Source organism: Phytohabitans sp. LJ34 (assembly GCF_052068095.1).
Taxonomy (GTDB): domain Bacteria; phylum Actinomycetota; class Actinomycetes; order Mycobacteriales; family Micromonosporaceae; genus Phytohabitans.
The window spans coordinates 201,402-226,880 of the sequence record NZ_JBQHDG010000003.1 but is presented as its reverse complement, the minus strand read 5'-3'; the positions used below and the strand labels follow the sequence as shown (position 1 = coordinate 226,880).

19 protein-coding genes and 1 riboswitch are annotated in these 25,479 nt (G+C 70.6%); of the genes, 5 read left to right on the top strand and 14 right to left on the bottom strand.

Annotated features, from left to right (window positions below):
• Nucleotides 1-5: 5 nt before the first annotated feature.
• From ilvN to ACTMTJ_RS06390, 3 genes are all read right to left on the bottom strand, one after another.
• The gene (gene ilvN, locus ACTMTJ_RS06400; protein WP_173056056.1) at nt 6-521 is read right to left on the bottom strand and encodes an acetolactate synthase small subunit; all 516 of its coding nucleotides are present in this window, start codon (nt 519-521) and stop codon (nt 6-8) included.
• Nucleotides 521-2,314, bottom strand: coding sequence for an acetolactate synthase large subunit (locus tag ACTMTJ_RS06395; protein ID WP_441215414.1), 1,794 nt, complete (start codon nt 2,312-2,314; stop codon nt 521-523). Before ACTMTJ_RS06395 ends, ilvN begins: the two co-directional genes overlap by 1 nt.
• 208 nt (nt 2,315-2,522) lie before the next feature.
• A complete protein-coding gene (locus ACTMTJ_RS06390; RefSeq protein WP_441215172.1) occupies nt 2,523-4,817 on the bottom strand; it encodes a putative bifunctional diguanylate cyclase/phosphodiesterase in 2,295 nt (764 codons plus the stop codon).
• A 134-nt stretch (nt 4,818-4,951) separates the two neighbouring features.
• On the opposite strand from ACTMTJ_RS06390, the gene ilvD reads away from it, so the two are divergent.
• The gene (gene ilvD, locus ACTMTJ_RS06385) at nt 4,952-6,796 is read left to right on the top strand and encodes a dihydroxy-acid dehydratase (protein ID WP_441215171.1); all 1,845 of its coding nucleotides are present in this window, start codon (nt 4,952-4,954) and stop codon (nt 6,794-6,796) included.
• Between the two features lie 65 nt (nt 6,797-6,861).
• On the opposite strand, the gene ACTMTJ_RS06380 is transcribed toward ilvD, so the two are convergent.
• The 6 genes from ACTMTJ_RS06380 to ACTMTJ_RS06355 form a co-directional block, all read right to left on the bottom strand.
• On the bottom strand, nt 6,862-8,835 hold the full coding sequence (locus tag ACTMTJ_RS06380; protein ID WP_441215170.1) for a cellulase family glycosylhydrolase: 1,974 nt from the start codon (nt 8,833-8,835) through the stop codon (nt 6,862-6,864).
• Nucleotides 8,832-9,752 (bottom strand): ROK family protein, encoded by a 921-nt coding sequence (locus ACTMTJ_RS06375; RefSeq protein WP_441215169.1) that lies wholly within the window; start codon nt 9,750-9,752, stop codon nt 8,832-8,834. The genes ACTMTJ_RS06380 and ACTMTJ_RS06375 overlap by 4 nt, the downstream gene beginning before the upstream one ends.
• A gap of 67 nt (nt 9,753-9,819) precedes the next feature.
• Entirely contained in the window at nt 9,820-12,252 is a 2,433-nt protein-coding gene (locus ACTMTJ_RS06370) for a glycoside hydrolase family 2 protein (RefSeq protein WP_441215168.1), read from the bottom strand.
• Between the two features lie 6 nt (nt 12,253-12,258).
• Nucleotides 12,259-13,149: a carbohydrate ABC transporter permease gene (locus ACTMTJ_RS06365; protein ID WP_441215166.1), complete on the bottom strand. Its 891-nt coding sequence runs from the start codon at nt 13,147-13,149 to the stop codon at nt 12,259-12,261.
• A complete protein-coding gene (locus ACTMTJ_RS06360) occupies nt 13,149-14,141 on the bottom strand; it encodes a carbohydrate ABC transporter permease (protein WP_441215164.1) in 993 nt (330 codons plus the stop codon). The genes ACTMTJ_RS06365 and ACTMTJ_RS06360 overlap by 1 nt, the downstream gene beginning before the upstream one ends.
• A 5-nt stretch (nt 14,142-14,146) precedes the next feature.
• Nucleotides 14,147-15,418, bottom strand: a complete 1,272-nt coding sequence (locus ACTMTJ_RS06355) for an extracellular solute-binding protein (protein ID WP_441215163.1) — start codon at nt 15,416-15,418, stop codon at nt 14,147-14,149.
• Nucleotides 15,419-15,639: 221 nt separating this feature from the next.
• Between ACTMTJ_RS06355 and ACTMTJ_RS06350 the strand changes: the two genes are divergently transcribed.
• Together ACTMTJ_RS06350 and glyA are read left to right on the top strand one after the other, a co-directional pair.
• Nucleotides 15,640-16,659: a LacI family DNA-binding transcriptional regulator gene (locus ACTMTJ_RS06350; protein ID WP_441215161.1), complete on the top strand. Its 1,020-nt coding sequence runs from the start codon at nt 15,640-15,642 to the stop codon at nt 16,657-16,659.
• Nucleotides 16,660-16,701: 42 nt separating this feature from the next.
• Nucleotides 16,702-16,811: riboswitch (ZMP/ZTP riboswitch) on the top strand.
• A 25-nt stretch (nt 16,812-16,836) separates the two neighbouring features.
• A complete protein-coding gene (gene glyA, locus ACTMTJ_RS06345; protein WP_441215159.1) occupies nt 16,837-18,102 on the top strand; it encodes a serine hydroxymethyltransferase in 1,266 nt (421 codons plus the stop codon).
• A 60-nt stretch (nt 18,103-18,162) separates the two neighbouring features.
• Here the strand turns inward: glyA and ACTMTJ_RS06340 are convergent, their stop codons facing one another.
• Both ACTMTJ_RS06340 and ACTMTJ_RS06335 read right to left on the bottom strand, forming a co-directional pair.
• Nucleotides 18,163-18,633 carry a hypothetical protein gene (locus ACTMTJ_RS06340; RefSeq protein WP_441215158.1) on the bottom strand — a complete coding sequence of 157 codons (471 nt, stop codon included), beginning with the start codon at nt 18,631-18,633 and terminating at the stop codon, nt 18,163-18,165.
• A 9-nt stretch (nt 18,634-18,642) separates the two neighbouring features.
• Nucleotides 18,643-19,572 (bottom strand): homocysteine S-methyltransferase family protein, encoded by a 930-nt coding sequence (locus ACTMTJ_RS06335; RefSeq protein ID WP_441215156.1) that lies wholly within the window; start codon nt 19,570-19,572, stop codon nt 18,643-18,645.
• 67 nt (nt 19,573-19,639) lie between these two features.
• Here ACTMTJ_RS06335 and ACTMTJ_RS06330 point away from each other — a divergent pair, with 67 nt between their 5' ends.
• On the top strand, nt 19,640-20,248 hold the full coding sequence (locus tag ACTMTJ_RS06330; RefSeq protein ID WP_441215155.1) for a TetR/AcrR family transcriptional regulator: 609 nt from the start codon (nt 19,640-19,642) through the stop codon (nt 20,246-20,248).
• Between the two features lie 540 nt (nt 20,249-20,788).
• Here ACTMTJ_RS06330 and ACTMTJ_RS06325 read toward each other — a convergent pair.
• The 3 genes from ACTMTJ_RS06325 to ACTMTJ_RS06315 all read right to left on the bottom strand — a co-directional run bounded on the left by ACTMTJ_RS06325 (nt 20,789) and on the right by ACTMTJ_RS06315 (nt 24,940).
• Nucleotides 20,789-23,446 carry a putative bifunctional diguanylate cyclase/phosphodiesterase gene (locus ACTMTJ_RS06325; protein ID WP_441215154.1) on the bottom strand — a complete coding sequence of 886 codons (2,658 nt, stop codon included), beginning with the start codon at nt 23,444-23,446 and terminating at the stop codon, nt 20,789-20,791.
• Nucleotides 23,447-23,574: 128 nt separating this feature from the next.
• The gene (locus ACTMTJ_RS06320) at nt 23,575-23,847 is read right to left on the bottom strand and encodes a MoaD/ThiS family protein (protein ID WP_441215152.1); all 273 of its coding nucleotides are present in this window, start codon (nt 23,845-23,847) and stop codon (nt 23,575-23,577) included.
• A gap of 7 nt (nt 23,848-23,854) precedes the next feature.
• Nucleotides 23,855-24,940 (bottom strand): exo-alpha-sialidase, encoded by a 1,086-nt coding sequence (locus tag ACTMTJ_RS06315; RefSeq protein ID WP_441215151.1) that lies wholly within the window; start codon nt 24,938-24,940, stop codon nt 23,855-23,857.
• A gap of 56 nt (nt 24,941-24,996) precedes the next feature.
• Here ACTMTJ_RS06315 and ACTMTJ_RS06310 point away from each other — a divergent pair, with 56 nt between their 5' ends.
• Entirely contained in the window at nt 24,997-25,362 is a 366-nt protein-coding gene (locus ACTMTJ_RS06310) for a PH domain-containing protein (RefSeq protein WP_441215150.1), read from the top strand.
• Nucleotides 25,363-25,479 lie beyond the last annotated feature (117 nt).

Sequence of the window (25,479 nt, the reverse complement as noted above, 5' to 3'; positions counted from 1 at the left end):
GTAGGTCAGGCGGCGCGCAGCGCCGGCCCTGTGGTGATGGAGCGCGAGCCGCGGCCGATCGCCACCATGCCGGACTGCACCATTTCCTTGATTCCGTACGGCTCGAGGTCGCGCAGCAGCGCGTCGAGCTTGTCAGCCGTGCCGGTGGCCTCGATCGTGAGCGTGTCCGGCGCCACGTCGACGACGCGCGCGCGGAAGAGGTTGACCGTCTCGAGCACCTGCGAGCGGACCGGACGGTCGGCCCGGACCTTCACGAGGAGCAGCTCACGCTGGACGGCCACGACCGGGTCCAGCTCGACGATCTTCAAGACGTGCACCAGCTTGTTGAGCTGCTTGGTGACCTGCTCCAGCGGGGACTCCTCGGCGTTGACCACGATGGTCATCCGGGACACCTCGGGGTGCTCGGTCTCCCCGACCGCCAGCGAGTCGATATTGAACCCGCGGCGGGCGAACAACCCGGCGACGCGGGCCAGTATGCCCGGCTTGTTTTCCACCAGGACAGAGAGCGTGTGCTTGGTCATCAGAGGTCGTCCTCGTCGAAGCTCGGGCGCATGTCGCGGGCGAACATGATCTCGTCGTTGCTGGTGCCGGCGGCGACCATCGGCCACACCATCGCGTCCTTGCCGACCACGAAGTCGACCACGACGGGCGCGTCGTTGATCTCCATGGCCGCCTTGATCGTCTTGTCGACGTCGGCGGCGGTCTCGCAGCGCAGGCCGATGCAGCCAAGCGCCTCGGCCAGCTTGACGAAGTCGGGGATGCGGTGCTTGTGGGTGCCGAGGTCGGTGTTGGAGTAGCGCTCGTTGTAGAACAGCGTCTGCCACTGCCGCACCATGCCGAGGTTGCCGTTGTTGATGATGGCGACCTTGATCGGGATGCCCTCCAGCGCGCAGGTGGCCAACTCCTGGTTGGTCATCTGGAAGCAGCCGTCGCCGTCGATCGCCCACACGGTGGTGTCCGGCTGGCCGACCTTGGCACCCATCGCGGCCGGGACCGCGTAGCCCATCGTGCCGGCGCCGCCGGAGTTGAGCCAGGTGTTCGGCTTCTCGTACGAGATGAACTGGGAGGCCCACATCTGGTGCTGGCCGACGCCGGCGACGTAGATCGCGTCCGGCCCGGCGATCTCGCCCAGCCGCTTGATCACGTACTGCGGGGCGAGCGTGCCGTCGGTCGGCTCGTCCCAGCCCAGCGGGTATCGCTCGCGCAGGTCGTCGAGCTGTGTCCACCAGTCGGTGCGGTCGCCGGTGCGGCCGGCCGCCCGCTCGGCCGAGACGGCCTGGATCAGCTCGTCGATGACGTGCCGCGCGTCGCCCACGATCGGGACGTCAGCGGTGCGGTTTTTGCCGATCTCGGCCGGGTCGATGTCGGCGTGCACGATCGCGGCGTCCGGCGCGAACGAGTCGAGCTTGCCGGTCACCCGGTCGTCGAAGCGGGCGCCGAGTGCGACAAGCAGGTCGGCCTTTTGCAGCGCGTACACGGCGGAGACCGAGCCGTGCATGCCGGGCATGCCCACGTGCTGCGGGTGCGAGTCGGGGAACGCGCCGCGCGCCATCAGCGTGGTCACGACCGGGATGCCGGTCAGCTCGGCCAGCTTGCGCAGGCTGTCGGTGGCCTCGGCCTTGAGCACGCCGCCGCCGACGTAGAGCACCGGGCGCCGGGCCGAGGTCATCAGCCGCGCGGCCTCCCGGATCTGCTTGCCGTGCGGGTGCAGCGTCGGCCGGTAGCCGGGCAGTTCCAGCGTTGGCGGCCAGTTGAACGTGGTCTGCGCCTGGAGCACGTCCTTGGGAATGTCGACGAGGACCGGCCCGGGGCGCCCGGTGCCGGCGAGGTGGAACGCCTCGGCCAGGACCCGCGGGATCTCCTCGGCGGTGGTGACCAGGTAGTTGTGCTTGGTGATCGGCAGGGTGATGCCCTGGATGTCCGCCTCCTGGAAGGCGTCCGTGCCGATCGCGGGCCGCGGCACCTGGCCGGTGATCGCGACGATCGGCACCGAGTCCATGTACGCGTCGGCGATCGGGGTGACCAGGTTGGTCGCGCCCGGGCCGGAGGTGGCGATGCAGACGCCGACCTTGCCGGTGGCCTGCGCGTATCCGGTGGCCGCGTGCCCCGCGCCCTGCTCGTGGCGGACCAGGATGTGCCGGACCGTCGAGTCGTAGATCGGGTCGTACGCCGGCAGGATCGCCCCGCCCGGGATGCCGAACATGACGTCGACGCCGAGCGCCTCGAGCGACTTGACGAGGCTTACCGCCCCGGAGACCTTGGTGGGGGCGGGCGGCGCGGCCGGGGCGGCCGGAGCGGCCGAGTTGGCGAGCATCGCCGGCGACGGTGCGCGGTGGGCGAGGGTCTCAGGTGTTGGTCTCGTCATGGCGTTCAGCCTTCTGGCTCGTGGTCGGCGGTCTCGGGGTCACATGGCTGTTGGCAAGGCACAAAAAAGGCCCGCGTGCGAACGCACGGGGCCAGCGCACTCTCCGAGGGGAGAGTGCGCTCAGGTAAGTACTCGAGACGACCAGGTCGGCATGGCGCTAAGCCTGACGCATCTCACGCGATGAGTCAACTGCTCTCACATTGTGGGCGCGCCGCGCGGCTTTCTGCTCAGGTACGGGCACGACTCGAGCGGGTGACGTGGCGGAATCCAAGCGCGCCTCGAAGTGCTCCGCCGGCACCGGCCACCCGGACAGGTAACCCTGGCCGAGCTTGCATCCGGCGTCGACCACCATCGCCATCTGCCGCTGCTCGCCGATGCCCTCGGCGATGACCTCCAACCCGAACTGGTGACCGAGCTCGACCACCACCCGGATCATCTGCCGCTCCAACAGCGAATGGTCGATCTTCAGGATGTCGACCGGGAGGCGGCGGAGCTGGCCCAACGAGGAATACCCCGACCCGAAGTCGTCGAGCGCGATCCGCACACCGGTCTCGCGCAGGTCGCGCAGGCGGCGGATCAGCTCCTCGACGTCGGTGGAGACGGCTTGCTCGGTCACCTCCAGCACCAGCCGCTGAGGCGGCACCCGGTGTGCCCGCAGCGCGTCCTTCACCTGGTCGACGTAGCAGGTGGCGTGCAGCTCGCGGGGCGAGACGTTGACCGAGACCCAGACGTCGTGGCCCTCGGCCAGCCACCGGGACAACTGGTGGCAGGCCTGGTGAAGCACCCACGCGCCGAGCCGGTTGATCATCCCGCACTCCTCGGCGACCGGGATGAACTCGTCCGGACCCACCCGGCCCAGCCTCGGGTGCTGCCACCTGAGCAACGCCTCGGCGCCCACCGGCCGCACGTCGGGCAGCACCACGACCGGCTGGTACTGGAGGTGCAGCTCGTCGCGGTCGATCGCGCCGCGCAGCTCGTGCTCCAGCTCGGTGCGGCGGCGCAGCTTCACGTCGTACTCGATGTCGTAGAGCTCGACCCGGTTTTTGCCGTGCGTCTTGGCCCAGCGCAGCGCGAGGTCGGCGTTGCGCAGCAGCGTGGTCACGTCGGGGACGGTCGCGCAGCCGGCCAGGCCGATGCTGACCGAGAGGAAGACCGTGCCCATCTCCTGCTCGTACGGCCCGCCGAGCACGCCGAGCAGCCGGGACGCGGCCCGCTGGGCCTCGGCCGGGCCGGTCCACATCAGCACCGCGAACTCGTCGCCGCCGAGGCGGGCGGCCACGTCGCCGGGGCGCAGGTTCATCCGGAGGCGCTGCCCGACCTCGACCAGCACCGCGTCGCCCACGTCGTGGCCGCGCATGTCGTTGATGTTTTTGAACCCGTCGAGGTCGAGCGCGAGCAGCACGGCCTGGGCGCCGGCCACCTGCTCGTCTTCCAGCGCGCTGAGCAGGCCGCGCCGATTGGCCAGGCCGGTGAGCGGGTCGGTGTGTGCCAGCTCGCGGAAGTGTGCCTCCCGGTCGCGCAGCCTCTCCGCGTACGCCCGGACGTCGCGCAGCGCCACGAACTGCCGCCCGACCAGCGCGAACCCCTCCAGGCTGCCGGTGACGATGCCGACCAGGTCGAACGCGCCGCCGCGGACCAGGTGGTAGAGCGCGGAGGCGGCCATCGCGGCCATCGGCAGGAACGCGTAGGCACTGCCGCGGCGGCTCAGCTCGTCGTCGACCTCAATGCCGCCGTCGCCGTCGGTCACGGTCCTCGCGAGGGCCGGACGGTCGGTGCGGCGGGCGGCGAAGGCCACGACGGCCAGGCCGGCCGGGAGCGCGATCGCGCTGGCGTCGACCAGCGGGACCAGGCCCTGGCACACGCCCCGGGCCAGGCCGATGCCGGCCACGGCGGCCAGCGTCGCGCCGGCGCCGACCCACACGACCGGCCCGCGCGGCCTGGGCGCCCGCATGGCCGTGATCACGGTGACGCCGAGCGACAGCGCGGCGATCCCCGCCGGCGCGAGCAGGGGCACGCACCACGCCGGCGTCAGCTCGCCCAGCGCCCGCGTCGGCTCGGAGACCAGCACCCACCCGACGAACCAGATGGCCACCGCGATGACCAGCCCGTCGAGCAGGTAACGCGCGACGTCGGCGCCCGAGCGAGCGGCGCCGGGGAGCATGAGCATGCCGACCAGCAAGAGGCCGCTTGACGACGCGACGCCGAACGCGAGCACGCAGCCGAGCAGGATCTCGGGCTGGCCGTGCCGGACGTGCTCGCCCACCACCCGGCTGGCGACGAGGCCGCCCGCGGCGGTCAGCGCACCGGCTGCCGCCCCCGCGGCGAGCAGCCGGTGGGCACGGCGGCTCGCGCCAGCGCGCGCTCGCGCCGATGCGGCCAGCAGCACGACACAGACCAGCGCGAACACCACGCCTGCCGTCGCGACGGCCGCCACCACCGAGGGGAGGGGCACGAAACCATGCTGCCGGATATCCAGGGGGCATGGGGGACGGCATGTGCGACCCGCCACGGATTGGCACGAAGCGCCTAAACGGACGAGGCACTCCTGGACACTTCCCGCATATTGAAACGTGACAGACTGGTTTCATGCCTGAGCTGCGGTCGAGGACCTCCACGCATGGTCGCACCATGGCCGGCGCCCGCGCCCTGTGGCGCGCCACCGGCATGACGGACGACGATTTCGGCAAGCCGATCGTCGCGATCGCCAATAGCTTCACCCAGTTCGTACCGGGGCACGTGCACCTCAAAGACCTCGGCGGCTTGGTCGCCGACGCGGTGGCCGAGGCGGGCGGCGTCGGGCGCGAGTTCAACACGATCGCGGTCGACGACGGCATCGCGATGGGCCACGGCGGCATGCTCTACTCGCTGCCCAGCCGCGAGCTGATCGCCGACGCCGTCGAGTACATGGTCAACGCGCACTGCGCGGACGCGCTCGTCTGCATCTCCAACTGCGACAAGATCACGCCGGGCATGCTGATCGCCGCGCTGCGGCTCAACATCCCCACGGTCTTCGTCTCCGGCGGCCCCATGGAGGCCGGCAAGACCATCGCGATCGAGGGCATCGTCCACGACAAGATCGACCTGATCGACGCGATGATCGCCTCCTCCAACGACGCGGTCACCGACGCGCAGCTCGGCGACATCGAGCGGTCCGCCTGCCCGACCTGCGGCTCCTGCTCCGGCATGTTCACCGCCAACTCGATGAACTGCCTCACCGAGGCCATCGGCCTCGCCCTACCGGGCAACGGGTCCACATTGGCCACCCACGCCGCCCGCCGGGCGCTCTTCGAGCGGGCCGGCCGGCTGGTCGTCGACATCGCCAAGCAGTGGTACGAAAACGACGACGCCTCGGTCCTCCCCCGCGCGATCGCCTCCCGGAGCGCCTTCGAAAACGCCGTCGCGCTCGACGTGGCGATGGGCGGCTCGACAAACACGGTGCTGCACCTGCTGGCCGCGGCCCGCGAGGCGGAGCTCGACTTCGGCGTCGCCGACATCGACGCGATCTCCCGCCGCGTGCCCTGCCTGTCCAAGGTCGCGCCCAACTCGCCGAAGTACCACATGGAAGACGTGCACCGGGCCGGCGGCATCCCGGCCATCCTCGGCGAGCTCGACCGGGCCGGCCTGCTCCGCCGCGACGTGCGCTCGGTGCACGCGCCCGACCTCACGTCCTGGCTCGCGGACTGGGACATCCGCGGCGGCGAGGCCACCCCCGAGGCGATCGAGCTCTTCCACGCCGCGCCCGGCGGCGTGCGCACCACCCAGCCGTTCTCGACCGAAAACCGCTGGGACCGCCTCGACGTCGACGCCGCCGAAGGCTGCATCCGCGACAAGGCCCACGCCTACACGGCCGACGGCGGCCTGGCGATCCTGCACGGCAACATCGCGCCGGACGGCTGCGTGGTCAAGACCGCGGGCGTGCCCGAGGAGGTCTGGCGCTTCACCGGCCCGGCCCGCGTCTACGAGTCCCAGGAGGCGGCGGTCAGCGGCATCCTCAACAAGGAGGTCCAGGCCGGCGACGTCGTGGTCATCCGCTACGAGGGCCCGAAGGGCGGCCCCGGCATGCAGGAGATGCTCTACCCGACCTCGTTCCTCAAGGGCCGTGGCCTGGGCCGCGCCTGCGCGCTGATCACCGACGGCCGCTTCTCCGGCGGCACCTCGGGCCTCTCCATCGGCCACGTCTCCCCCGAGGCGGCCGGCGGCGGCCTGATCGCCCTCGTCGAAGACGGCGACGAGATCGTCATCGACATCCCGGCCCGGTCGCTGGAGCTCAACGTGCCGGCCGACGTCCTCGACGCCCGCAAGGTCGCCCAGGAAAAGCGCGACAAGCCCTACACCCCGATAAACCGCGACCGCCCGGTGTCGGCGGCCTTGCGCGCCTACGCCTCGATGGCCACCTCAGCCAGCGACGGCGCGTACCGCCTCGTCCCCTGACCCGTCAGATCGTGGTACTTGACTGCTGCTCCGGCTACAGCCAAGTACCACGATCTGCCGTGGAGCTACTCGGCGCGGACGTTGTCGATGTCGAATTCGCCGGGGTGGGACCAGATGTAGATCTCGCGGACGTCGGCTAGCGCGGTCGCGTCGCAGGACATCTGGGTTAGCAGGTCGGCCGTTACGGTTACTTGGGTGTTCTGCGGCACCCAGCTGAAGTTGGACTGGCACCAGCTCGGCACGTCGCCGTACTGGACCGCGATCGCGCCGCTCGTGCCGGCGTCCGGCCCCGTGCGCAGGTCGAACTTGAGCGCCACCTTGCTGGTCAGGTCGAGCGGCGCGGGTAGCCGGATGCCGTACCAGCCCTGGCCCGTGGCCGAGATGTGCAGGCCGTACGCGCCCTCGGTGTGGAAGTCGGCGGTCTGCGAGGTCGTGCCGATGTCAGCCATCCACGGCGCGGCCGCCCAGCCTTCGGTGCCGGTCTCGAACGTGGCGAGCTGGATCGGCGGTGTCGCCTCGGGCAGCACAGTGATGGTCAGGTCGGCCACATTGGATGTACGGCCGGCGAGGTCACGCACCGTGTAGCTGCCCGCTGCGCGGCCGCGGAAGTCGGCGGCGGGTGTGAACGTCACGCCGGCACCGTCCAGCGTGAACACTCCACCTTCGACGGTCGCCGAACGCTGCTGCCCGGCCGCCGACGGGTCGAGGTCGATCGACGAGGCGCGGACCGAGGTGCGGTAGGCGATGTCGTTCGCCGCCGGGGTGAGCGTGACCGGCGTCTCGAAGGCCGTCACGGCGGTGTCGCCGTCGGCCACCGGCGGTCGCGAGCGCAGGCCGCGGCGGATGTCGTCGGCGGCGTTGGCGAGCGTGATGCAGACCGGGCTCGGGCAGTAGACGGTGTAGCCGTCGTAGTCGGGGTAGAGCGTGCCGTCGTCCTGCACGCCGGAGAGGATCCAGTAGAGCCAGCCGTTGCCGCCGCTGGTCCGGGCCGCGTCCGTCCACTCCTTGAAGATCGGGTTGCGGTCGCCCTTGTCGTTCCAGCCGAACTCGCCGAGCATCGCCGCCTTGCCGATCCGCCGGGCTTCGCGGTTGTGCCGCTCGATCCACGTGGTGCCCCATGCCGCGTCCTTGCCCCACGGCTTCGGGTAGAGGTGGTAGGACATGATGTCGACGGCGGGCAGCTTGGCGAGCGCGATCGAGTCGACGCCCTCGCCGCAGTTGATCGTCCAGTCGGAGCTGGTGCGGTCGTCGCAGAAGAAGCCCTCGTCGCCGACGCCCGCCAGCTGCTTGGGGGCGGTCGACTTGATGTGGCGGGTCATCTCGTCGGCCCACGTGGTCAGCGTCTGGGTGGTGCAGTTGGGCGAGGTCGGGTAGCCACCGGATCCCTTGCACCGCGGCTCGTTGCCGAGCTCCCACATCATGACCGTCGGGTCGTCCTTGTACTTCACGCCGGTGAGCGTGTTGGTGCGCTCGAGGACGTGCGAGATCCAGTCCTTGTACCAGCCCCGGATGACCGGGTCGGTGTAGAAGTCGTCATGGTTACCCGCCCTGTCAGGAGACAGTTCGCCGCGCCAGCGCACGTACTGGGCGATGCCGCCGAAGTCGTTCCAGTTGTTGGTGAGCGGCACGATCAGCTTGACGCCGGCGTCGCCGGCGGCCTTGAGCACGTAGTCGAGGCGCTCCAGCCCGTCGGCGCCGTCGTTGTAGGCGGGCTTGGTGCCGTCCCAGTACTGGAAGTAGACGCCGTCGGCCTTGCCTGCGACCGAGTTCGAGCCGTCCTGGTTGCCGATGTCGAGGAAGCCCCAGGTGCGCAGCACCGTGAAGCCGGCCGACTTCGCGTCGGCGAAGACGTCGTCGACCATCAGCCGCGACTTGTACATCAGGTAGTAGTTGTTGCTGCCGCCGAAGCGGAACTTCTTGCCGTCGAGCTTGAGCTCCGTGCCGTGGCGGACGACGAAGCCATCGGTTGGCCCGCTCGCGACGGCGGGAGTGGCGGGCAGGATCACGGTCAGGGCGGCGAGGAGGGCGAGCGCTTTCATGGTTTGCTCCCGAAGACTAGAGCGGCAGCGCCAAGCAGACCCGCGTCTGTGCCGAGCGGGCTCGGGTGGATCCGCACCCGGCGGATGAAGGCGAGACCGGCCAGGTCGGCGACGGCCTCGCGGAGTGGGGTGAAGAGCAGGTCGCCGGCGCCGGCCACACCGCCGCCGACCACCACGTCGTCGAGGTCGAGCAGGCCGCCGGCGCAGACGATGCCGGCGGCCAGCGCGGTGGCGGAGCGCTGAAACGCCGCCCGGGCGACGGGATGGCCGTCGCGGGCGTCCCGGGCGAGCGTTCGGGCGTCCGGTGGGCCGGCGGGTGCCCAGCCCTGGGCTCGCGCCCACCTGGTCATCGACGGTCCACTGGCGAGCGCCTCGACGCAGCCGCGGCCGCCGCAGGGACACTGTGGACCGTCGAGGTCGACGACGATGTGTCCGATGTGGCCGGCGTTGCCGGTGACGCCGGTGTGGATCCGGCCGTCGAGCACCAACCCGCCGCCGACCCCGGTGGACACGACCATGCCGAGCATGGCGGCGGTGGTGTAGCCGCCCCGCCAGTACTCGCCAAGGGCCATGCAGTGCCCGTCGCCGCCGAGCACCGCCGGCCGGCCCGGCAGGATCGGGCGGAGCGCGTCGAGGATCGGAAACGGCCGCCAGTCGGGGATGTTGACCGGGCTGACCGTGCCGGCGGCGATGTCGAGCGGGCCGGCGGAGCCGACGCCGAGCCCCGCCAGACGGGCCGGTGGCCCCTGCGCGGCGACATCGCTTACGAGCCGGTCGAGCGCCGCCGCGACCTTCTGGCCGCCCGCCCCGGCCGGCGTCGCGGTAGTGGCCCGGGCCCGAAGGGTCCCATCCGCCTCCACGATCGCCGCCGCGATCTTCGTCCCGCCCACGTCGACCGCGAGGACCGGCCCACTCATGTCCCCTCCAGTCGATCAGGGACTTCGTGCAGCGACACGCCGCGCGCCACGCCCACCAACTCCCTGATCAACGCCCGGGGGCGGTTACGTCGTTGACGCAGCGCAGGACGGGGCGGCGGGTCAGCGCCGCCCTGTCCAGAGGCAGCTGCGACTTGACCAGGAACGTCGCTGTCTCGCCCGGGAGGAGCGTCACCAGCAGTTCGTCGGCCGACGCGGACGGGTCCAGGCGGTCGGGGAAGAGGGCCAGGTCGCGCAGGATCGTGCCGGCGTGCACGGTGACCCGCCACCCGTCCGGCAGCGGCTCGGCGGTGGCCTCGTACTCCGGCGCGGGGTAGGCGATGTCTTTGTCCTCGGCGAAGAACCACCATGCCCGCTGCCCCTCGGTCTCGGCCAGCAGCAGCTCGCGCCGTGGGTCTTCGCTGCCGGTCACGTCGGCGGGGAGCGCCAGCGTCACGGCCGAGTGTGGCGGCACGTCGAGGTCGACGGCCGTCTTGCCGCGCGGCTCGCCGTTGATGGCCAGCCGGGTGACGCTGGCCGGGCCGCGCCACGGCTCCACGCCGTCGTTGACCGCGACGAGCACCAGGTCGCCGTCGCGTGGCTGGATCGTGAGCAGGCGGTCCGCGTACGAGCGGCGCAGCGCGTACCAGAGCGGCTTGCGCCGACCGTCGCCGTCGACCGCCGCCCAGGAGGTGACCGGCCAGCAGTCGTTGAGCTGCCACGTGACGGTGCCCATGCACAGTGGACGGAGCGACCGGAAGTGCTCGATGCCGAGTGCGAGCGCGCGGGCCTGGTTGACCTGTGTGAGGTAGTGCCAGTCGTCGAAGTCGCGGGGTGCCGGCAGGTGCGCGTCGAGTCCACGCTGGAGCTTGGCGTCGCCGTCGAGCGCCTTCTGGTGGTGGCGCATGCCGGGCGAGTCGTGCGCCAGCGGCTCGTCGCTGACCGAGCGGCGCAGCGTGGCGTACGCGGGCGGGCCCTGGTAGCCGAACTCCGCGACGAACCGGGGGCGGTAGTCGCGGTAGTGGGTGTAGTCCCGGTCGTTCCAGACGTCCCAGATGTGCATGCTGCCGTGTGCCGGCTCGTTGGGGTGCCGGTCGGGGCGGCCGGAGTACGGGCTGCCCGGCCAGTACGGGCGGGTGGGGTCGAGCTCGGCGACGATGTCCGGCAGCACCCGCATGTAGTAGCCCTCGCCCCAGGTGCGCCCTTCGAGTCGTTCCGGCCAACCCCAGTCGTGAAAGCCCCAGATGTTTTCGTTGTTGCCGAACCAGGCCACGAGGCTCGGGTGGCTGGCGAGCCGGGTCACCTGCTCCCGCGCCTCGGCCGCCACCTCGCTGGCGAGCGGCTCCTCCTCCGGGTACGCGGCGCAGGCGAAGAGGAAGTCCTGCACGACGAGCAGCCCTAGCTCGTCGGCCAGGTCGTAGAACTCCTCGGACTCGTACCGGCCGCCGCCCCAGATCCGGAGCAGGTTGACGTTGGCGTCGCAGGCCTGCTCGAGCCGCTCCGCGTACCGCTCGCGGGTCATCCGGGTGACGAACGTGTCGTTGGGTATCCAGTTGACGCCGCGGGCGAAGACCGGCACGCCGTTGACCACGATCGTGAACGGGGTGCCGTGCGCGTCCGGGGTCGTGTCGAGTCGCACCGAGCGGAAGCCGATCCGCCGCTGCCAGGTGTCGACCGCGGCCCCTTCCGCCGAGCGCAGGGTCACGTCGAGCAGGTGGCGGGCCTGCTCGCCGTACCCCCGGGGCCACCACAGCTCGGGGTCGCGGACCTCCAGCGTCACGACGGCGGTGCGCTCGCCGGGCGGGATGGTGGTTTCGGCCCGGAAGCCGGCCACCGCCGCGCTGACCGCGAGGGGTTCGTCACTCTCCCGCTCCACGTCCACGTGTACGGCGACGCGCCCGACCCCGTCTTCGACCGTCACCAGTGGACGGACGGCGGCCAGCCGCGCGGTGCCCCAGCTGTGCAGGCCGATCGGCTGCCAGATGCCGGCGGTGACGACGTTGGGGCCCCAGTCCCACCCGAAGTTGCAGGCCATCTTGCGGATGAGGTTGAACGGGTCCGGGTACGCGTTGGGCCGGTCGCCGAGCTGGGCCCGCATTTCCTCCGCGTACCGGTACGCCGATCCGAAGTGGACGCGCAGCCGGTTTTCGCCGGGCCGCAGGTACGGGCGCGCGTCGAACCGGTACGACCGGTGCATGTTGGCGGTGGTGCCAAGCTCGACGCCGTTGAGGGTGACGGTGGCGACGGTGTCCAGCCCGGCGCAGGCGAGGTCGACGCGCGGATCGTCGCCCCCGTCCCACTGGAACGCCGTCTCGTACACCCAGTCGGTGTGGCCGATCCAGCGCAGCGCTGTCTCGTTCTCGTCGAGGTACGGATCGGGAATGCGGCCGGCAGCCAGCAGGTCGGTGTGGACGCAGCCGGGAACGGCCGCCGGCACCGGCTCGACCGAAGAGTCTGCCGATGCCACTGTCCAACCGTCGTGCAGCGGTCGGAATGTACCCATGTGTAGTTACCCCTTGATGCCGGACAGCGCGATGCCCCTGGTGAAGTGCTTCTGGAAGAACAAGAAAACGATGACGGTGGGCAGGGACGTGAGCAAGGAGGCGGCCATGATGACCGCCATGTGTTGCGGGTTGAACGCGTTGGACGCGTTGAGCCGGGAGAGCGCGACGGGCAGGTTGGCCATGTCGTCGCTCTGCACGATGATGAGCGGCCACAGGAAGTTGTTCCACTCGGCGAGCACCACGAAGATGGCCATCGCGGCGAGCGCCGGCCGCATCAGCGGCATCACCACCCGCCACCAGATCCGCCACTCCCCCGCGCCGTCGACCCGGGCCGCGTGCACGAGGTCGTCCGGGATCGAGCGCATGTACTGCACCAGGAAGAAGACGACGAACGCCTTGGCGAGCGCCGGGATGATGTATCCCTCGTAGCTGTTGAGCCAGCCCAGGTTGCGCACGATGAGGTAGTTGGGGATCAGGCTGACCTGCCAGGGCACCATCATCGAGGCCACGATGACCACGAAGATGAACCGCTTGCCGGGCAGGTCCATCTTGGTCAGCGCGTACGCGGCGAGCGAGGCGAGCAGCAGCGAGAGCACCGTGATGCTGGTGGCGACGACGAGGCTGTTGAACATGAACCGCCCGAAGCCGCCTGGCACGTCGGTGAAGCGCTGGAAGAGGCCGGAAACGATCTGCTCACCCCGTTGGTCGGGGTCGTACTTGGGCTCGTAGAAAGCGTCCACTGTCGGGTCGGTCGGCACGAAGCTCGGTGGGTTCTTGGTCAGCTCCGGCACCGGTTTGAAGGCCGCGGTGACCATCCAGTAGAAGGGCACCAGCATGGTGACGCCGAAGATGTACAGCGGGAGCCGAGCAACGGTCGGCCACAGGTTGCGTCGCATCACAGCTCCCTCAGCGCGCGGGTGACCCGGAGCTGGATCATGCTCACGATGAAGATGATGACGAAGAGCGACCACGCGATCGCGGAGGCGTAGCCGAGCTGGAACTTCGTGAAGCCCATGTCGTAGAGGTACGGCACGAGCATCAGCCCGCTGTCCTGTACGCCGCCGACGGTGCTGACGGCACGGAAGACGATGTAGACCGCCTCGAAGATCTGGAAGGCCGAGATGAGGCTCGTGATCACGACATACGTGGTGACGGGTTTGAGCTGCGGCAGCGTGATGTACCAGAACTGCTGCCACGCGGTGGCGCCGTCGAGCCGCGCCGACTCGTAGTGCTCCTCCGGTATCGCGTTGAGCCCGGCCACGAAAATCACCATGCCGTAGCCGCAGCCGCCCCAGACCGCCATCAGCACCAGGATCGGGATCGTCCAGTGTGGTGTGGCGAGCCACTGCACTGGCTCCGCGCCGAACCAGCCGACCACCGTGTTGGCGAGCCCGAAGTCCTCACCGGAGAAGATCCACCGCCAGATCAGCGCGACCGCGATCGTGGAGGTGACGGCGGGCAGGAAGAACAGCGTGCGCATGATGCGGTCGCGCCAGCTCGTGCCGCGGAAGGCGACCGCCAGAGCCAGCGCCAGCCCGGTAGTGAGTGTCACGGCGGCGGCGACGTAGACGAACGAGTTGACGATCGCCTTGCGGAACCGGTCGTCCTCGAACCACAGCCGCTGGAAGTTGTCGAAGCCCACAAAGGACGGTGGCTTGACGCCGTTGTAGTTCGTGAACGCGAAGTACAGCGAGTTTGCCAGCGGCCACACCAGAAACCCGATGAACAGCACGGCGAACGGCAGCAGCATCAGGTATCCGGGTAGCGCCCGCCGCAGCCGCATGCGCCGCAGGGCGGGCGAGCGCTTCACCCGGCGTACCCGATCGGGACCTTTGGCCCCCGCGGCCGGCGCACCCGGCGCCGGCGCGGTGGTGGTCGGTGTGGCCACGGGCCCTACTTGAGGTTGTTGTTCATGATGGTCGCGGCCTCGGTGAGCGCCTTCTTCGGGTCGACGTTGTCGTTGACGACCGACTGGAGCTTCTTGGTCACCTCGGAGCCGCTGATCTCCCAGCCCTTGCAGTTGGGCGGGCCGCTGATGGTCTCCATCGTGGTCTTGAGCGTCTGCTTCACGTTGTCGGTGGCGTTGAGGCTGTCGACGAGCTCCGGCCGCGGCGAGAGCCACAGCTCACCGCCCTTGTTGAAGGTCTCCTTCTGGACCAGCTGGATGGCCTCGTCCGTGTACAGCCACTTGATGAAGTCGACCGCGGCCTTCGGGAACTTGGAGTAGGACATCACGCCGATGATCCGGCCGCCGACGAACGTGCCGGCGCCCGCGGGACCGGTCGGGAGAGCGGCGACCTGCCACTTGCCCTTGAGGCCCGGGTGTGCGGTGTCGATGCCGTTGACCACCCAGGAGCCGTCGATGGCCATGGCGACGTCGCCCTTGGCGAGGCCCGCGGCGGAGTCGTTGGCGGCCTTCGGCACGCCGAACTTCTTGTACTGCTCGGCCCACTTGGTGGTGGCGAGCACCGCCTGCTCGCTGTCGATGGTGGCCTTGGAGCAGTCGTCGGCGTAGAGGGAGCCGCCGGCCTGCTTGAGCCAGTTGAACCAGGGCAGCCACTCGAAGGTGCTCCAGTTTTCCACCAGCGGGGTCTTCACGCCGGCCGCCTTCAGCTTGGTGATCGCCGAGGTCAGCTCCTCCCACGTCTTCGGCGGGCCGCTCAGCCCGGCCTTCGTGAGCAGGTCGGGGCGGTAGTAGAGGAGGTAGAACGCGTTGTCCAGAGAAACGCCGTATACCGAGCCGTCCTGCGACGTGATCGACTTGAGCACCTCGGGCTGGGTCTTCGCCTTGATGTCGCCGATGTCCTCTTTGTTGAGGTCGATCATGCCGCCCAGCTCGCCGAACTCGATGCCCCACGACATGCCGCCGGAGATGATGTCCGGCCCGGTCTTGGAGGTGGCGGCGGTGAGCACCTTCGCGTGCCCGTCGTCCCAGGAGATCGCCTGCACCTTGATCGTGACGTTGGGGTGAGACTCCTTGTACTTGTCCGCGGCGACCTGGAGCGCCTGGGCGCCCTCGTCGGTGCCGGTGTTCCAGAACGTCAGGGTGGCGGGACCCTCGGCGTCCTGCGCCGGCTCGTCTCCGCCACCGGAGGAGGTGGTGCAGCCGGCGACCAGAGCGGTTATCGCGGCCGCGGCCGTGACGACCGCCAATCGCGTACGCATAAGTGCCTCCACATATGACTAGCGCCACATCATTGATGAGTGTTGACTGAACCGGTTGAGTAGGCACACGGTACGGCCGGCCTCAGACAGTGTCAATGGCGTGTTAACGCCTAGATCAACCTGTAATTTGAAGGTCACTTAACCGGACAAGCGTCCTGCGGCAGACCCGCTCTGACCTGGGCGCGCGGTAGCGTAGGACGGCTTGTGACTAAGGAGCGCCCGTGAAGCGACCCACCATCGCTGACATCGCGCGGCGTGCCGGAGTCTCCAAAGGCGCCGTGTCGTACGCCCTCAACGGGCAGCCAGGCGTCTCCGAGGCGACCCGGCAGCGCATCATCGCGATAGCTCAGGAGATCGGTTTCAACCCCAACAGCGCCGCCCGCGCGCTCTCCGGGGCCACCGCCAACGCGGTCGGCCTCGCCCTGTGCCGTCCGGCGCGCATCCTCGGCATCGAGCCGTTCTTCATGGAGCTGATCAGCGGCGTCGAGGCGGAGCTGTCGGCCCGGTCGTACGCGCTGACCCTCCAGGTCGTCGCCGACCCGGATGCCGAGATCGCGGTGTACCGGCGCTGGTGGGGCGAGCGGCGGGTGGACGGCGTGTTCGTCTGCGACCTGCGGGTCGACGACCGGCGCGTGCCCGTGCTGGAGGAGCTCCAGCTCCCCGCGGTCGTCATCGGCGGCCCCGGCCACACCGGCAGCCTGGCCAGCGTCTGGGCCGACGACGCCGCGGCGCTGGTGGAGACCATGGAGTACCTCGTGGCGCTCGGCCACCGTCGCATCGCGCGGGTCGGCGGCCTGCCGGGGCTGCTGCACACCGAGATCCGCAGGCAGGCGTTCCTCGACGCGGCCGAGCGGCTGGGGCTGGAGCAGTCGCTGACCGTGCCCTCGGACTACACCGGCGAGGAGGGCGCCCGCGCCACCCGCCGCTTCCTCAGCTCGGCCGGCCGACCCACGGCGATCATCTACGACAACGACGTGATGGCCATCGCGGGCCTGTCGGTGGCGCAGGAGATGGGCCTCGCGGTGCCCGGCGACCTGTCGATCGTGGCCTGGGACGACTCGGCCCTGTGCCAGCTCACCCACCCGCCGCTGACCGCGCTGGGCCGCGACATCCCGGCGTATGGCGCACACGCGGCCCGCCAGCTCCTGGCCGCGATCGAGGGCCGGCCGATCGGGGCGTACCAGGACGAGACCGCCCACCTCACGCCTCGGGGCAGCACGGCCGCACCCGCCAGCCGGTAGCCGGCGCCTTCACCACGCCTCGAGAGGTGTTCGCTAAGCTCATCGGGTACTCGCGACTGGCGCATCGAACCCTTTCCGACAGGGTTCGTTGAGGTGGAAGAGACCACCGGGGAGCGACCACGATCGCGGCACCGCGCGCCTGGGTGCCGGTCATCGTCGACATGCCAGGAGTTCGCCGTGCACGAGCCAGCAATCCCACACCTGACCGCCGCCGACCCTGAGCTCGCCCGCCTCGTCGAGGGTGAGGCCGAGCGCCAGCACGACAAGCTGCGCATGATCGCCTCGGAAAACTACGTCTCCGAAGCGGTGCTCGAGGCGAGCGGCACGGTCCTCACCAACAAGTACTCCGAGGGCTACGCCGGCAAGCGTTACTACGAGGGCCAGCAGTTCGTCGACCAGATCGAGACCCTCGCGATCGAGCGGGCCAAGGCGCTCTTCGGCGTCGACCACGCCAACGTCCAGCCGTACTCGGGCTCGCCCGCCAACCTCGCCGTGTACCTGGCGTTCCTCAGCCCGGGTGACACGGTCATGGGCATGTCGCTGCCGATGGGCGGCCACCTGACCCACGGCTGGTCGGTCTCCGCGACCGGCAAGTGGTTCAACTCGGTCAGCTACAACGTCTCCCGCGAGACCGGCCTGATCGACTTCGACGAGGTCCGCGACCTCGCCCGCCGCGAGCGCCCCAAGGTGATCTTCGCGGGTGGCACGGCCATCCCCCGGACGATCGACTTCGCCGCGTTCGCGGAGATCGCCCGCGAGGTCGGCGCGGTGCTCGCCGCCGACATCGCCCACATCGCCGGCCTCATCGCCGGCGGCGCCCACCCGACCCCGGTCGGCCACGCCGACGTCATCACCACCACGACCCACAAGACCCTGCGCGGCCCGCGCGGCGCCATGATCCTCACGACCGAGGAGCACGCCAAGGCCATCGACCGGGCCGTCTTCCCCGGCCTTCAGGGCGGCCCGCACAACCACACCACCGCCGGCATCGCGGTGGCACTCCGCGAAGCCGCCCAGCCGGCCTTCCGCGACTACGCCGCCCAGGTGGTCGCCAACGCCAAGGCCCTGGCCACGGCGCTGATCGAGCGCGGCTTCGACCTCATCTCCGGCGGCACCGACAACCACCTGATCCTCGCCGACCTGACCGGCAAGGGCATCGGCGGCAAGCCCGCGGCCAAGGCCCTCGACCGGGCGGGCATCGAGCTCAACTACAACACCGTTCCGTACGACACGCGCAAGCCCTTCGACCCGTCGGGCATCCGGCTGGGCACACCGGCGCTGACGACGCGCGGCCTGACCGAGGCACAGATGCCGCAGGTCGCCGCGTGGATGGACGAGGCCGTCACGGCCGCGGTGAAGGAAGACGACAGCGCACTCGACCGGATCGCGGGCGAGGTCCGCGACCTGCTCACGTCCTACCCCATGCCCGGCTACAAGGCCTGATCGCTCTTTCCAGACGCCATGGCCGCCGCCCGGCGGTCATGGCGTCTCCTCATGCCCTCTTCAGCCGCTCAGGTCGCCGACCGCGTTCGCGTAGTACAGCGACTCTTCCAGATGGAAGGCGATCTGCCGCGCGGACCAGGCGCCGCCCGGGCGGCGGTCGAGCTCGGCCTCTGTCAAGGCCCTCAGCCGCACGTCGAACACCTGCGCCAGCCGCGTGAGCCGGCTCCGCGCCTCGTCGAGATCCTCGGCGGTGAACATCGCCAGGTCGGCCGGCGTGGTCGACGCGGACGCGTGCCAGGCATCGGGGATGGGAGGCACGCCGGCACGCTGCGCCTCGATCTGCGCCAGGTGGTCGACGAGGTGGTCGGCGACGCGGCGGATGGCCTTGTGTGGCGTGTAGATCCGGTCGTCGACCGACCGCGGCTTGCCGTCCCACGCCGTCCACGTCTCGGCGAGGGCCAGCACCCGCGCGACCATCTCCGTCACCACAGCGGCCGGGTGCCGCTCGTCGACCCGCGGTTCGTCAGACATAGGCGCACCCTAGGCGGAGCCTCCGACATCACCCCACATCGCGGCTACGTGGCGCGCGTCGGTGCCGCAGCAGCCGCCGACGAGGGACAGGCTCGGCAGGCGGGGACGCAGCTCGTCCTGTGCGCGGGCCAGCTCCGCCGGGTCGCCCTCGTCCAGCTCCGTCGCGGCGTCGAGCTCCTCGTGGCTGCGGGTCGACGCGTTCGCGCGGAGTCCGGCGATGCGGGAACGCCAGTCGCCGCCGTCGGTCAGGCCCGGCCCGATGTGGGTGGGGTGAGCGCAGTTGACCATGAAATAGTCGGGCCCGCCCGCGGCGTCGACCTCGATGATGGCCGCGGACAGCGGCGTGCCGTCCGGGAGCCGCCCGTCGCGCTCCACCGTGAACGACACGGCCACCGGCAACCCGGCCGCCCGCGCGGCGCGGACGATGCCGATTGCCTCGCCGGTGCCGGTCAGCGTGAGGACGGTGATTAGATCGGCGCCCGCCTCGGCGAACGCCTCGATCTGTGGCGCGTGGTACGCGGCCGCGTCGTCCGGGTCGATCGCCTCGCCCGCGACGTAGCCGTCTCCGCGCGGCCCGAGGCATCCGCTGATCAGCAGCGGGTCGATGCCGGCCTCGTCGCGCAGTCTCTTGAGCATGGTCACCGATTCGCGGTTGGCGCGGCGAAGCTGGTCGGCCGAGTAGCCGAGCCGGTCGCCCCAGGCCTGGCTGGCCCGCCAGGTCGGCGTCTCCAGCTGGAGCCCGGCACCGGCCCGTCTGGCGATGTCGACGTACTCGCCGTAGTAGCGGGTGAGTAGCTCCCGCCCGCGGTCGTCGGCGACGAGCGGAAACGCGGCGAAGTCCGGCAGGTCGGCTCCGTGGTGGTAGATGAGGTCGGTTTCCAGGCCACCGTCGGTGACGATCGGATGCCCGGACATCTGCGGCAGTGCGGCGGCGGACATGGCTTCCCTCCGTAACAGACTAATCAGTCTGTTTCTAACAGACCAAGCGGTCTGGTACAACCGAGTTGTGCCAAGAGACGGGAACGCGACACGCGAGCGGATCCTCGGCGTCGCCGAGCGGCTCGTGACCGACCAGGGCTACAGCGCCACGTCGGTCGACCAGGTGATCGCCGAGGCGGGCAGCTCCAAAGGCGCCTTCTTCCACCACTTCAGCTCGAAGACCGACCTCGCGGTCCAGCTCGTGGCCCGTTACGTGGCGGCCGACCTGGCCCACCTCGACGCCGGCCTGGCCGCCACCGCGCACATCACGGACCCCGCCGCGCGGGTGGTGGCGTTCATCCGCCACTACGAGGACGGCGCCGACGAGCTCATGGCGGAGCAGAGCGGCTGCCTGTACGCCACGGTGCTGGCGGAGCGCGAGTTCACCGGCGGCGAGATCAACGACCAGGTCGCCAAGGCCACGCGCGTCTGGCGCGACGCCGTGGCCGACCTGCTACGTGCGGCGCTGGCCACCCGCCGACCCGACACAGACATCGACGTCGGCGCCCTTGCCGACCACCTCTACACCACGTTCGAGGGCGGCTTCATCCTGTGCCGCACCTACGCCGACCGCTCCGCGATGCGCGCCCAACTCCGCGTCTACCGTCAGCTCGTCGAGGCACTCCTGCGCATCTAAGGAGCTTCGAAGTAGGGGTCGCGCCGCGATGATCGTTAGCCCAAAATCCGCACTATCCTCGGCGTGTCACATAGCTGTAGGGCTAACGATCACGGCGGCGTCCAAATGCTGAGCACATTTCCGCGAATGGCGGGATGCCTGACCCAAGATTAGTTGATCATGGTGGTTTCGACAGCTCGACTTCGCATAAATGCCGCGTCACACATAACCATACGACCCATGCGAAACTTCGGGACACGTTCGCCGCCACCTTTAGACCGTTTGTCGCTTTCTCGTAGCGCTGCCACAGACGGCCCAAGTAGATCGACCAAGCGATCATGACCCCACCGCAGCCGGCCAACCCTCAAGCCGCGGCCAGCGTGCGAAGCCGAGCCCGTGCCGCAACCGCCCACCAAGACCGCAACAGGCCGACGACGAGCAAGACGGCCCCTCCGGAGCCCGAGGCCCCGCCGGAGGCGCGGTAACCGCAACCAACAGCGGACGGGTGAGGCCGCGGGAGCAACGGAGAGCGACCACGACGGACGTCGCGGTAGCCCAAAGCTAGTTGGACGGCGCGCGATGTTCTTCGAGGAAGGCCTCTACCCGCTCGGCCGGTGCTGGCCTGGCCAGCGCGAAGCCCTGCCCCAGGCCGCAGCCGGCCTCCTGGGCCTGGCGGATCTGGGACATCGACTCCAGGCCCTCGGCGATGATCTCCACGCCAAGCCGGCGGCCCAGGTCGGCGACCACGTCGATCAGCGGGCGGCTGTGGCCCTGTAGGTCGGCCGGGAGCTGGTCGGTGGGTGCGGCGATGATCGAGCCGTCGATCTTCAGGAGGTCGACGGGTAGGCGGCGGAGCTGCTGGAGCGACGCCTGGCCGGCGCCGAAGTCGTCCAGGGCCGTGCGGACGCCCAGTGAGCGGAGCGCCGCCAGCTGGGTGACCACCGCGGCCACGTCGCTGGACAGGCGGGACTCGGCCACCTCAACGACGAGCAGCTCGGGTGAGACCTCGCGTTCGGCCAGGGCGGCCTTGACCCGCGTGACGTAGTCGGCGGCGGAGAGCTCGCGCGGGGAGACGTTGATGGACATCCACAGCTCGCGGCCGGGGACGGTCCAGGCGGCCAGCTGCTTGACGGCGGTGGCGAGCACCCACTGGCCGATCTCCTCGATCAGCCCGAGGTCTTCGGCCACCGGCAGCAGCTCGCTGGGCAGCACGGTGCCGAGCGTGGGGTTGCGCCAGCGCAGCAGTGCCTCGACGCCGACCGGCTGGCGGTCGGGCAGGGAGAGGACCGGCTGGTAGACGAGGTCGAGCTCGCCGCGGCCGGCGGCGCCGGGCAGCTCGCGCTCCAGGTCCATGCGGCGGACCAGCTGCTCTTCCAGGTACGCGTCGTACCACTCGATGCGGTCGCGGCCCATCTGGCGTGCGCGGCGGCGGGCGAGGTCGGCGCGGCGGAGTACGTCGTCGACGTTGTCGCCGCCGGACAGCTCGGCCAGGCCGATGCTGACCTTGAGGTGCACGATCGCGCCGGGGAGCTGGTAGGGCTCGGTGAGGATCGTGAGCAGGCGGGTGCCCAGCGCGTACGCGAGCACCGGGCCCTCGACGGTGACCACCGCGAACTCGTCGCCGGCCAGGCGGGCGGGCAGGTCGTCGGAGCCGACAGCGGTGCGCAGGCGGCGGCCGACCTCGATGAGCACGGCGTCGCCCATCTCGCGGCCGCGCACCTCGTTGACGTCGGCCATGCCGTGCAGGTCGATGACCAGCAGCGCGCCGGTGTGCCCCTCGACCTCGCGCTGGCTCACGATCGTGCGCATCAGCTCGCGGCGGTTGGCGAGGGCGGTCAACTGGTCGGTGAACGCGAGCTGGTGCAGCGTGCGCTCGAGGTGGCGACGCTCGCCAACGTCGCGTACGTGCACGACGAGCGCGGCGACCGCGGGAACGGCGCGCTGGTCACCCACAGTGGACTCGGTGTCGCGCCAGGCACCGTATCCGTCGCGGAGGCGGGCCTCGACCAGCGGCGGGCGGCCCAGCGCCTGGCGCTCGGACAGCACGGCGGTGAGCAGCGAGGTGACCTCGGCCGCGTCATCCGGGTGCATCAACGCCGGGAACGCCCGGCCAACCACGTCCGCGTCGGAGAGGCCGAAGAGGCGGGCCGCGGCGGGCGACTGCCAGCGCACCACGAGGTCATCGTCGACGATCATGATGAGGTCGTTGGCGCCGGCCACGAGCGAGCGGAAGTGTGCCTCCTGCTCGACGAGGCGGCGGGCGAAGCGGCGCACGTCGGCGGCGGCCATGATCTCGCGGACCACGACGGTGGGGATGACCATGAGGCCGATCAGGATCGCCGTGTGGTCGAACTCGCCGACCGTGATCAGATGGTAGAGCGCGGCCAGCATCGCGAGCAGCGCCGGCACGGTCAGCAGCGGATAGCCGGAGAGGCGGGTCTCCGGCTCGTCGGGCGGGACCACCTCGCCGTCGGCGTCCGCGCGGTAGGCGCCGAGCAGCACGAGCACCGGGCCGACCACTACGAGCGCGGCCGGGTAGAGGAGGGCTCGGTCGCTCACGCCGTACGCGATCATCATGGTCTGGATCGCGAGGCCGAGCACGGCGGCGCCAGCGCCGGCGCCACACAGGATGGCGGCGCGGCGGTAGCGGGCGGCACGCAGCGCCGTCACGGTGACGATCGAGAGGCCGCCGACCGCGAAGAGCATGCCGGCCAGCGCGGCCGGTGGCATGCCGCCCGGCGGCGGCAGCAGCCAGCCGGCGAACGCGAGGCTCACGCCGATGCTCACCCCGTCGCAGGCGCGTCGCAGGCGCATGCCGAGGGTGGTGGCCGCGCCGGGAAGCAGGAGGATGCCGAGCACGTACGTGGTGACGGCCGCGCCCAGCCCGACCGCGCTCACCGCGGCCTGGTGCGCGGCGTCGACCTGGGTGAGTGCGAGCGCCGTGAGCCCGCCGGCGAGCGTGCCCAGCCCCAGGAAGCCGGAGCCCCGGCACGGGCCGAAGCTGTGCTGCTTGGCGTGGATCTGGAGGGCGAGACGCCACAGCCGGAACGTCACGAGCGCGGCGATCCCGCTCACGCCCACCAGGAAGCCGAACACGGGAGGGGTGAAGCCACCGAGCGAGCCGGCGAAACACACCAGGGCGGCGGCGACCACCGCGATGTCCACTGTGGGTACGGCGCCGAACCGGGTGCGGGCGCCGGGCGTGTACGGCACTGTCACTGCCGGGTCCTCTTTCGAGGGGGTGAGGGGGACGGCGCGGTTTCGCTTTTGGCGACACCGCACCTATGACCGGTAACGAGTCGCCGGCCACACGGGTTACGGGTGAGTATCGGGGGTGCGGGCCTCGATCATCCTCCCGCCACCGACGGGAGGATCTGCACCTCCCCGCCATCGGCCACGGGCGTGTCCTGCCCATCCGCTAGACGGCAGTCGGCACCGTCCACGTATACGTTGACGTAGCGGCGGACCTCGCCCCGCTCGTCGCGGATGCGCCGCTCCAGCCTGGGCCAGCGCGCGCCGACCTCGTCGAGGACGGCGCGCAGCGTGCCGGCGGCGGCCACGTCCAAACGGGCGGCACCGCCCGCTTCGGCGCGGAGCACACCCGGGACGAGAACGGTCACCACGGGCTCACACCTCCGCCGCCCGTACACAAAGGACGTCGGGGAGGTGGGCGGCGACCTGCGACCACGAGTCACCCTCGTCGCGGCTCGCGTAGACCTCGCCGGAACGGGTGCCGAAGTAGACGCCCGCCGGATCGGCGCCGTCGGCGCACATCGCGTCGCGCAGCACGGACGGATAGTACGGCTCGGTGGGCAGACCCTCGGCGAGCGGCTCCCACGACTTGCCGGCGTCGGCCGAGCGGAACACCCGGCACCGCCGGTCGACCGGGAAGCGCTCGCCGTCGCGTACCAGCGGGAAGTTGTAGATCACCCCGGCCCGGGACGGGTGGGCGACCATCGGGAAGCCGAAGTCGCTGGGCAGCCCGTCCGCGATCGAGCTCCAGCTTGAGCCGCTGTCGTCGGAACGGTAGACGCCGTGGTGGTTTTGCGCGTAGAGGCGGTCGGGATCGGTGGCGTCGCGGGCCACCTTGTGCACGCACTGACCGAACTCGGGCCACTCGTCGGGCAGGAAGTAGGCCCGGATGCCGGTGTTGCTCGGTGCCCAGCTATGGCCGGCGTCGGCCGTGCGGTAGACCCCGCCGGTGGACATCGCCACCAGCATGCGGGCCGGGTCGTCGGGATGCGGCAGCACCGTGTGTATCGCCTGCCCGCCGAAGCCCGCGCCCCACTGCTCGCGGTGCGGGTGGTCCCACAGCTCGCGGATCAGCTCGTAGGTCGCGCCGCCGTCGACCGAGCGGAAGAGCGCGGAGGGCTGTGTGCCCGCGTACACCACGTCGGGCTCGGCGGCCGAGGCGGGCGCGAACTGCCACACCCGCGTGAGCGTGGCACCCGTGTCCTCCGGAAACGCCACCGGCGCGTAGTCGGGCTCCTGCCAGGAGCGCCCGAGGTCGTCGCTGGTGGCCACGCTCGGACCGAAGTGCGAGCTGGTGACCGAGGCCAGCACCCGCGGCGCCGCGCGGCGCCTGTCGATGCCGACCGCGTATATGGCGGTCATCGGGAAGTGCGGGCCGTCGACCCGCCAGGAGCGCCGACCGTCGTCGCTGGTGGCGAGGAAAAGACCCTTTCCCGTGCCGATCGCTAGCAAGGTGGCCATGAGTGCAGACTATGCCCGCTGAGCGGCGCGAAGGGGCCCGTGAAAGTATCGTTCGGGTGAGTACCGACCAGCCAAAACGGATCCGCTTCCGGCCACACGGCGCGATCGCGATCGCGGCCCTCGTCGCCCTGATCGGCGCGGTCCCGCTGGCCAGCGCGGGGTGGTACTACCTGCCCGTCCTGCTGGTGCCGCTCGTGATCGTGGCCTGGGCGCTGCGGGCCGGCACCGACGCCGGCCCGGAGGGGCTGCGCGTGCGCGCCCTGCTCGGCCAGCGTCGCATCGGGTGGTCCGAGGTCAGCGAGCTGGCCGCCGACCGGCGGGGCCGCGTGCTGGCCCGGCTGACCGACGGCCAGGTCGTGCCGCTCACCTCGGTGCGCGACCGCGACCTGCCCCGCCTGGTCGAGTTCGCCAACACCAAGTAGCAGCCCCGAACCCGAAACAGGCGCGGCCACGAAACCCCCATAAAGACCGAGATCTGAGCTACCGCGATGCCCGTCGTGGTCCAGACCGCCGCTCCCGCGGCCTCACCCATCCGCCGC

What these genes read in the sequence shown, in the direction of transcription:
- ACTMTJ_RS06370 (WP_441215168.1), bottom strand. Translation starts at nt 12,252, where the DNA reads ATGGGTACATTCCGACCGCTGCACGACGGTTGGACAGTGGCATCGGCA.
- ACTMTJ_RS06365 (WP_441215166.1), bottom strand. Translation starts at nt 13,149, where the DNA reads ATGCGACGCAACCTGTGGCCGACCGTTGCTCGGCTCCCGCTGTACATC.
- ACTMTJ_RS06375 (WP_441215169.1), bottom strand. Translation starts at nt 9,752, where the DNA reads ATGAGTGGGCCGGTCCTCGCGGTCGACGTGGGCGGGACGAAGATCGCG.
- ACTMTJ_RS06340 (WP_441215158.1), bottom strand. Translation starts at nt 18,633, where the DNA reads ATGTCTGACGAACCGCGGGTCGACGAGCGGCACCCGGCCGCTGTGGTG.
- ACTMTJ_RS06355 (WP_441215163.1), bottom strand. Translation starts at nt 15,418, where the DNA reads ATGCGTACGCGATTGGCGGTCGTCACGGCCGCGGCCGCGATAACCGCT.
- ACTMTJ_RS06335 (WP_441215156.1), bottom strand. Translation starts at nt 19,572, where the DNA reads ATGTCCGCCGCCGCACTGCCGCAGATGTCCGGGCATCCGATCGTCACC.
- ilvD (WP_441215171.1), top strand. Translation starts at nt 4,952, where the DNA reads ATGCCTGAGCTGCGGTCGAGGACCTCCACGCATGGTCGCACCATGGCC.
- ACTMTJ_RS06315 (WP_441215151.1), bottom strand. Translation starts at nt 24,940, where the DNA reads ATGGCCACCTTGCTAGCGATCGGCACGGGAAAGGGTCTTTTCCTCGCC.
- ACTMTJ_RS06380 (WP_441215170.1), bottom strand. Translation starts at nt 8,835, where the DNA reads ATGAAAGCGCTCGCCCTCCTCGCCGCCCTGACCGTGATCCTGCCCGCC.
- ilvN (WP_173056056.1), bottom strand. Translation starts at nt 521, where the DNA reads ATGACCAAGCACACGCTCTCTGTCCTGGTGGAAAACAAGCCGGGCATA.
- ACTMTJ_RS06395 (WP_441215414.1), bottom strand. Translation starts at nt 2,314, where the DNA reads ATGCTCGCCAACTCGGCCGCTCCGGCCGCCCCGGCCGCGCCGCCCGCC.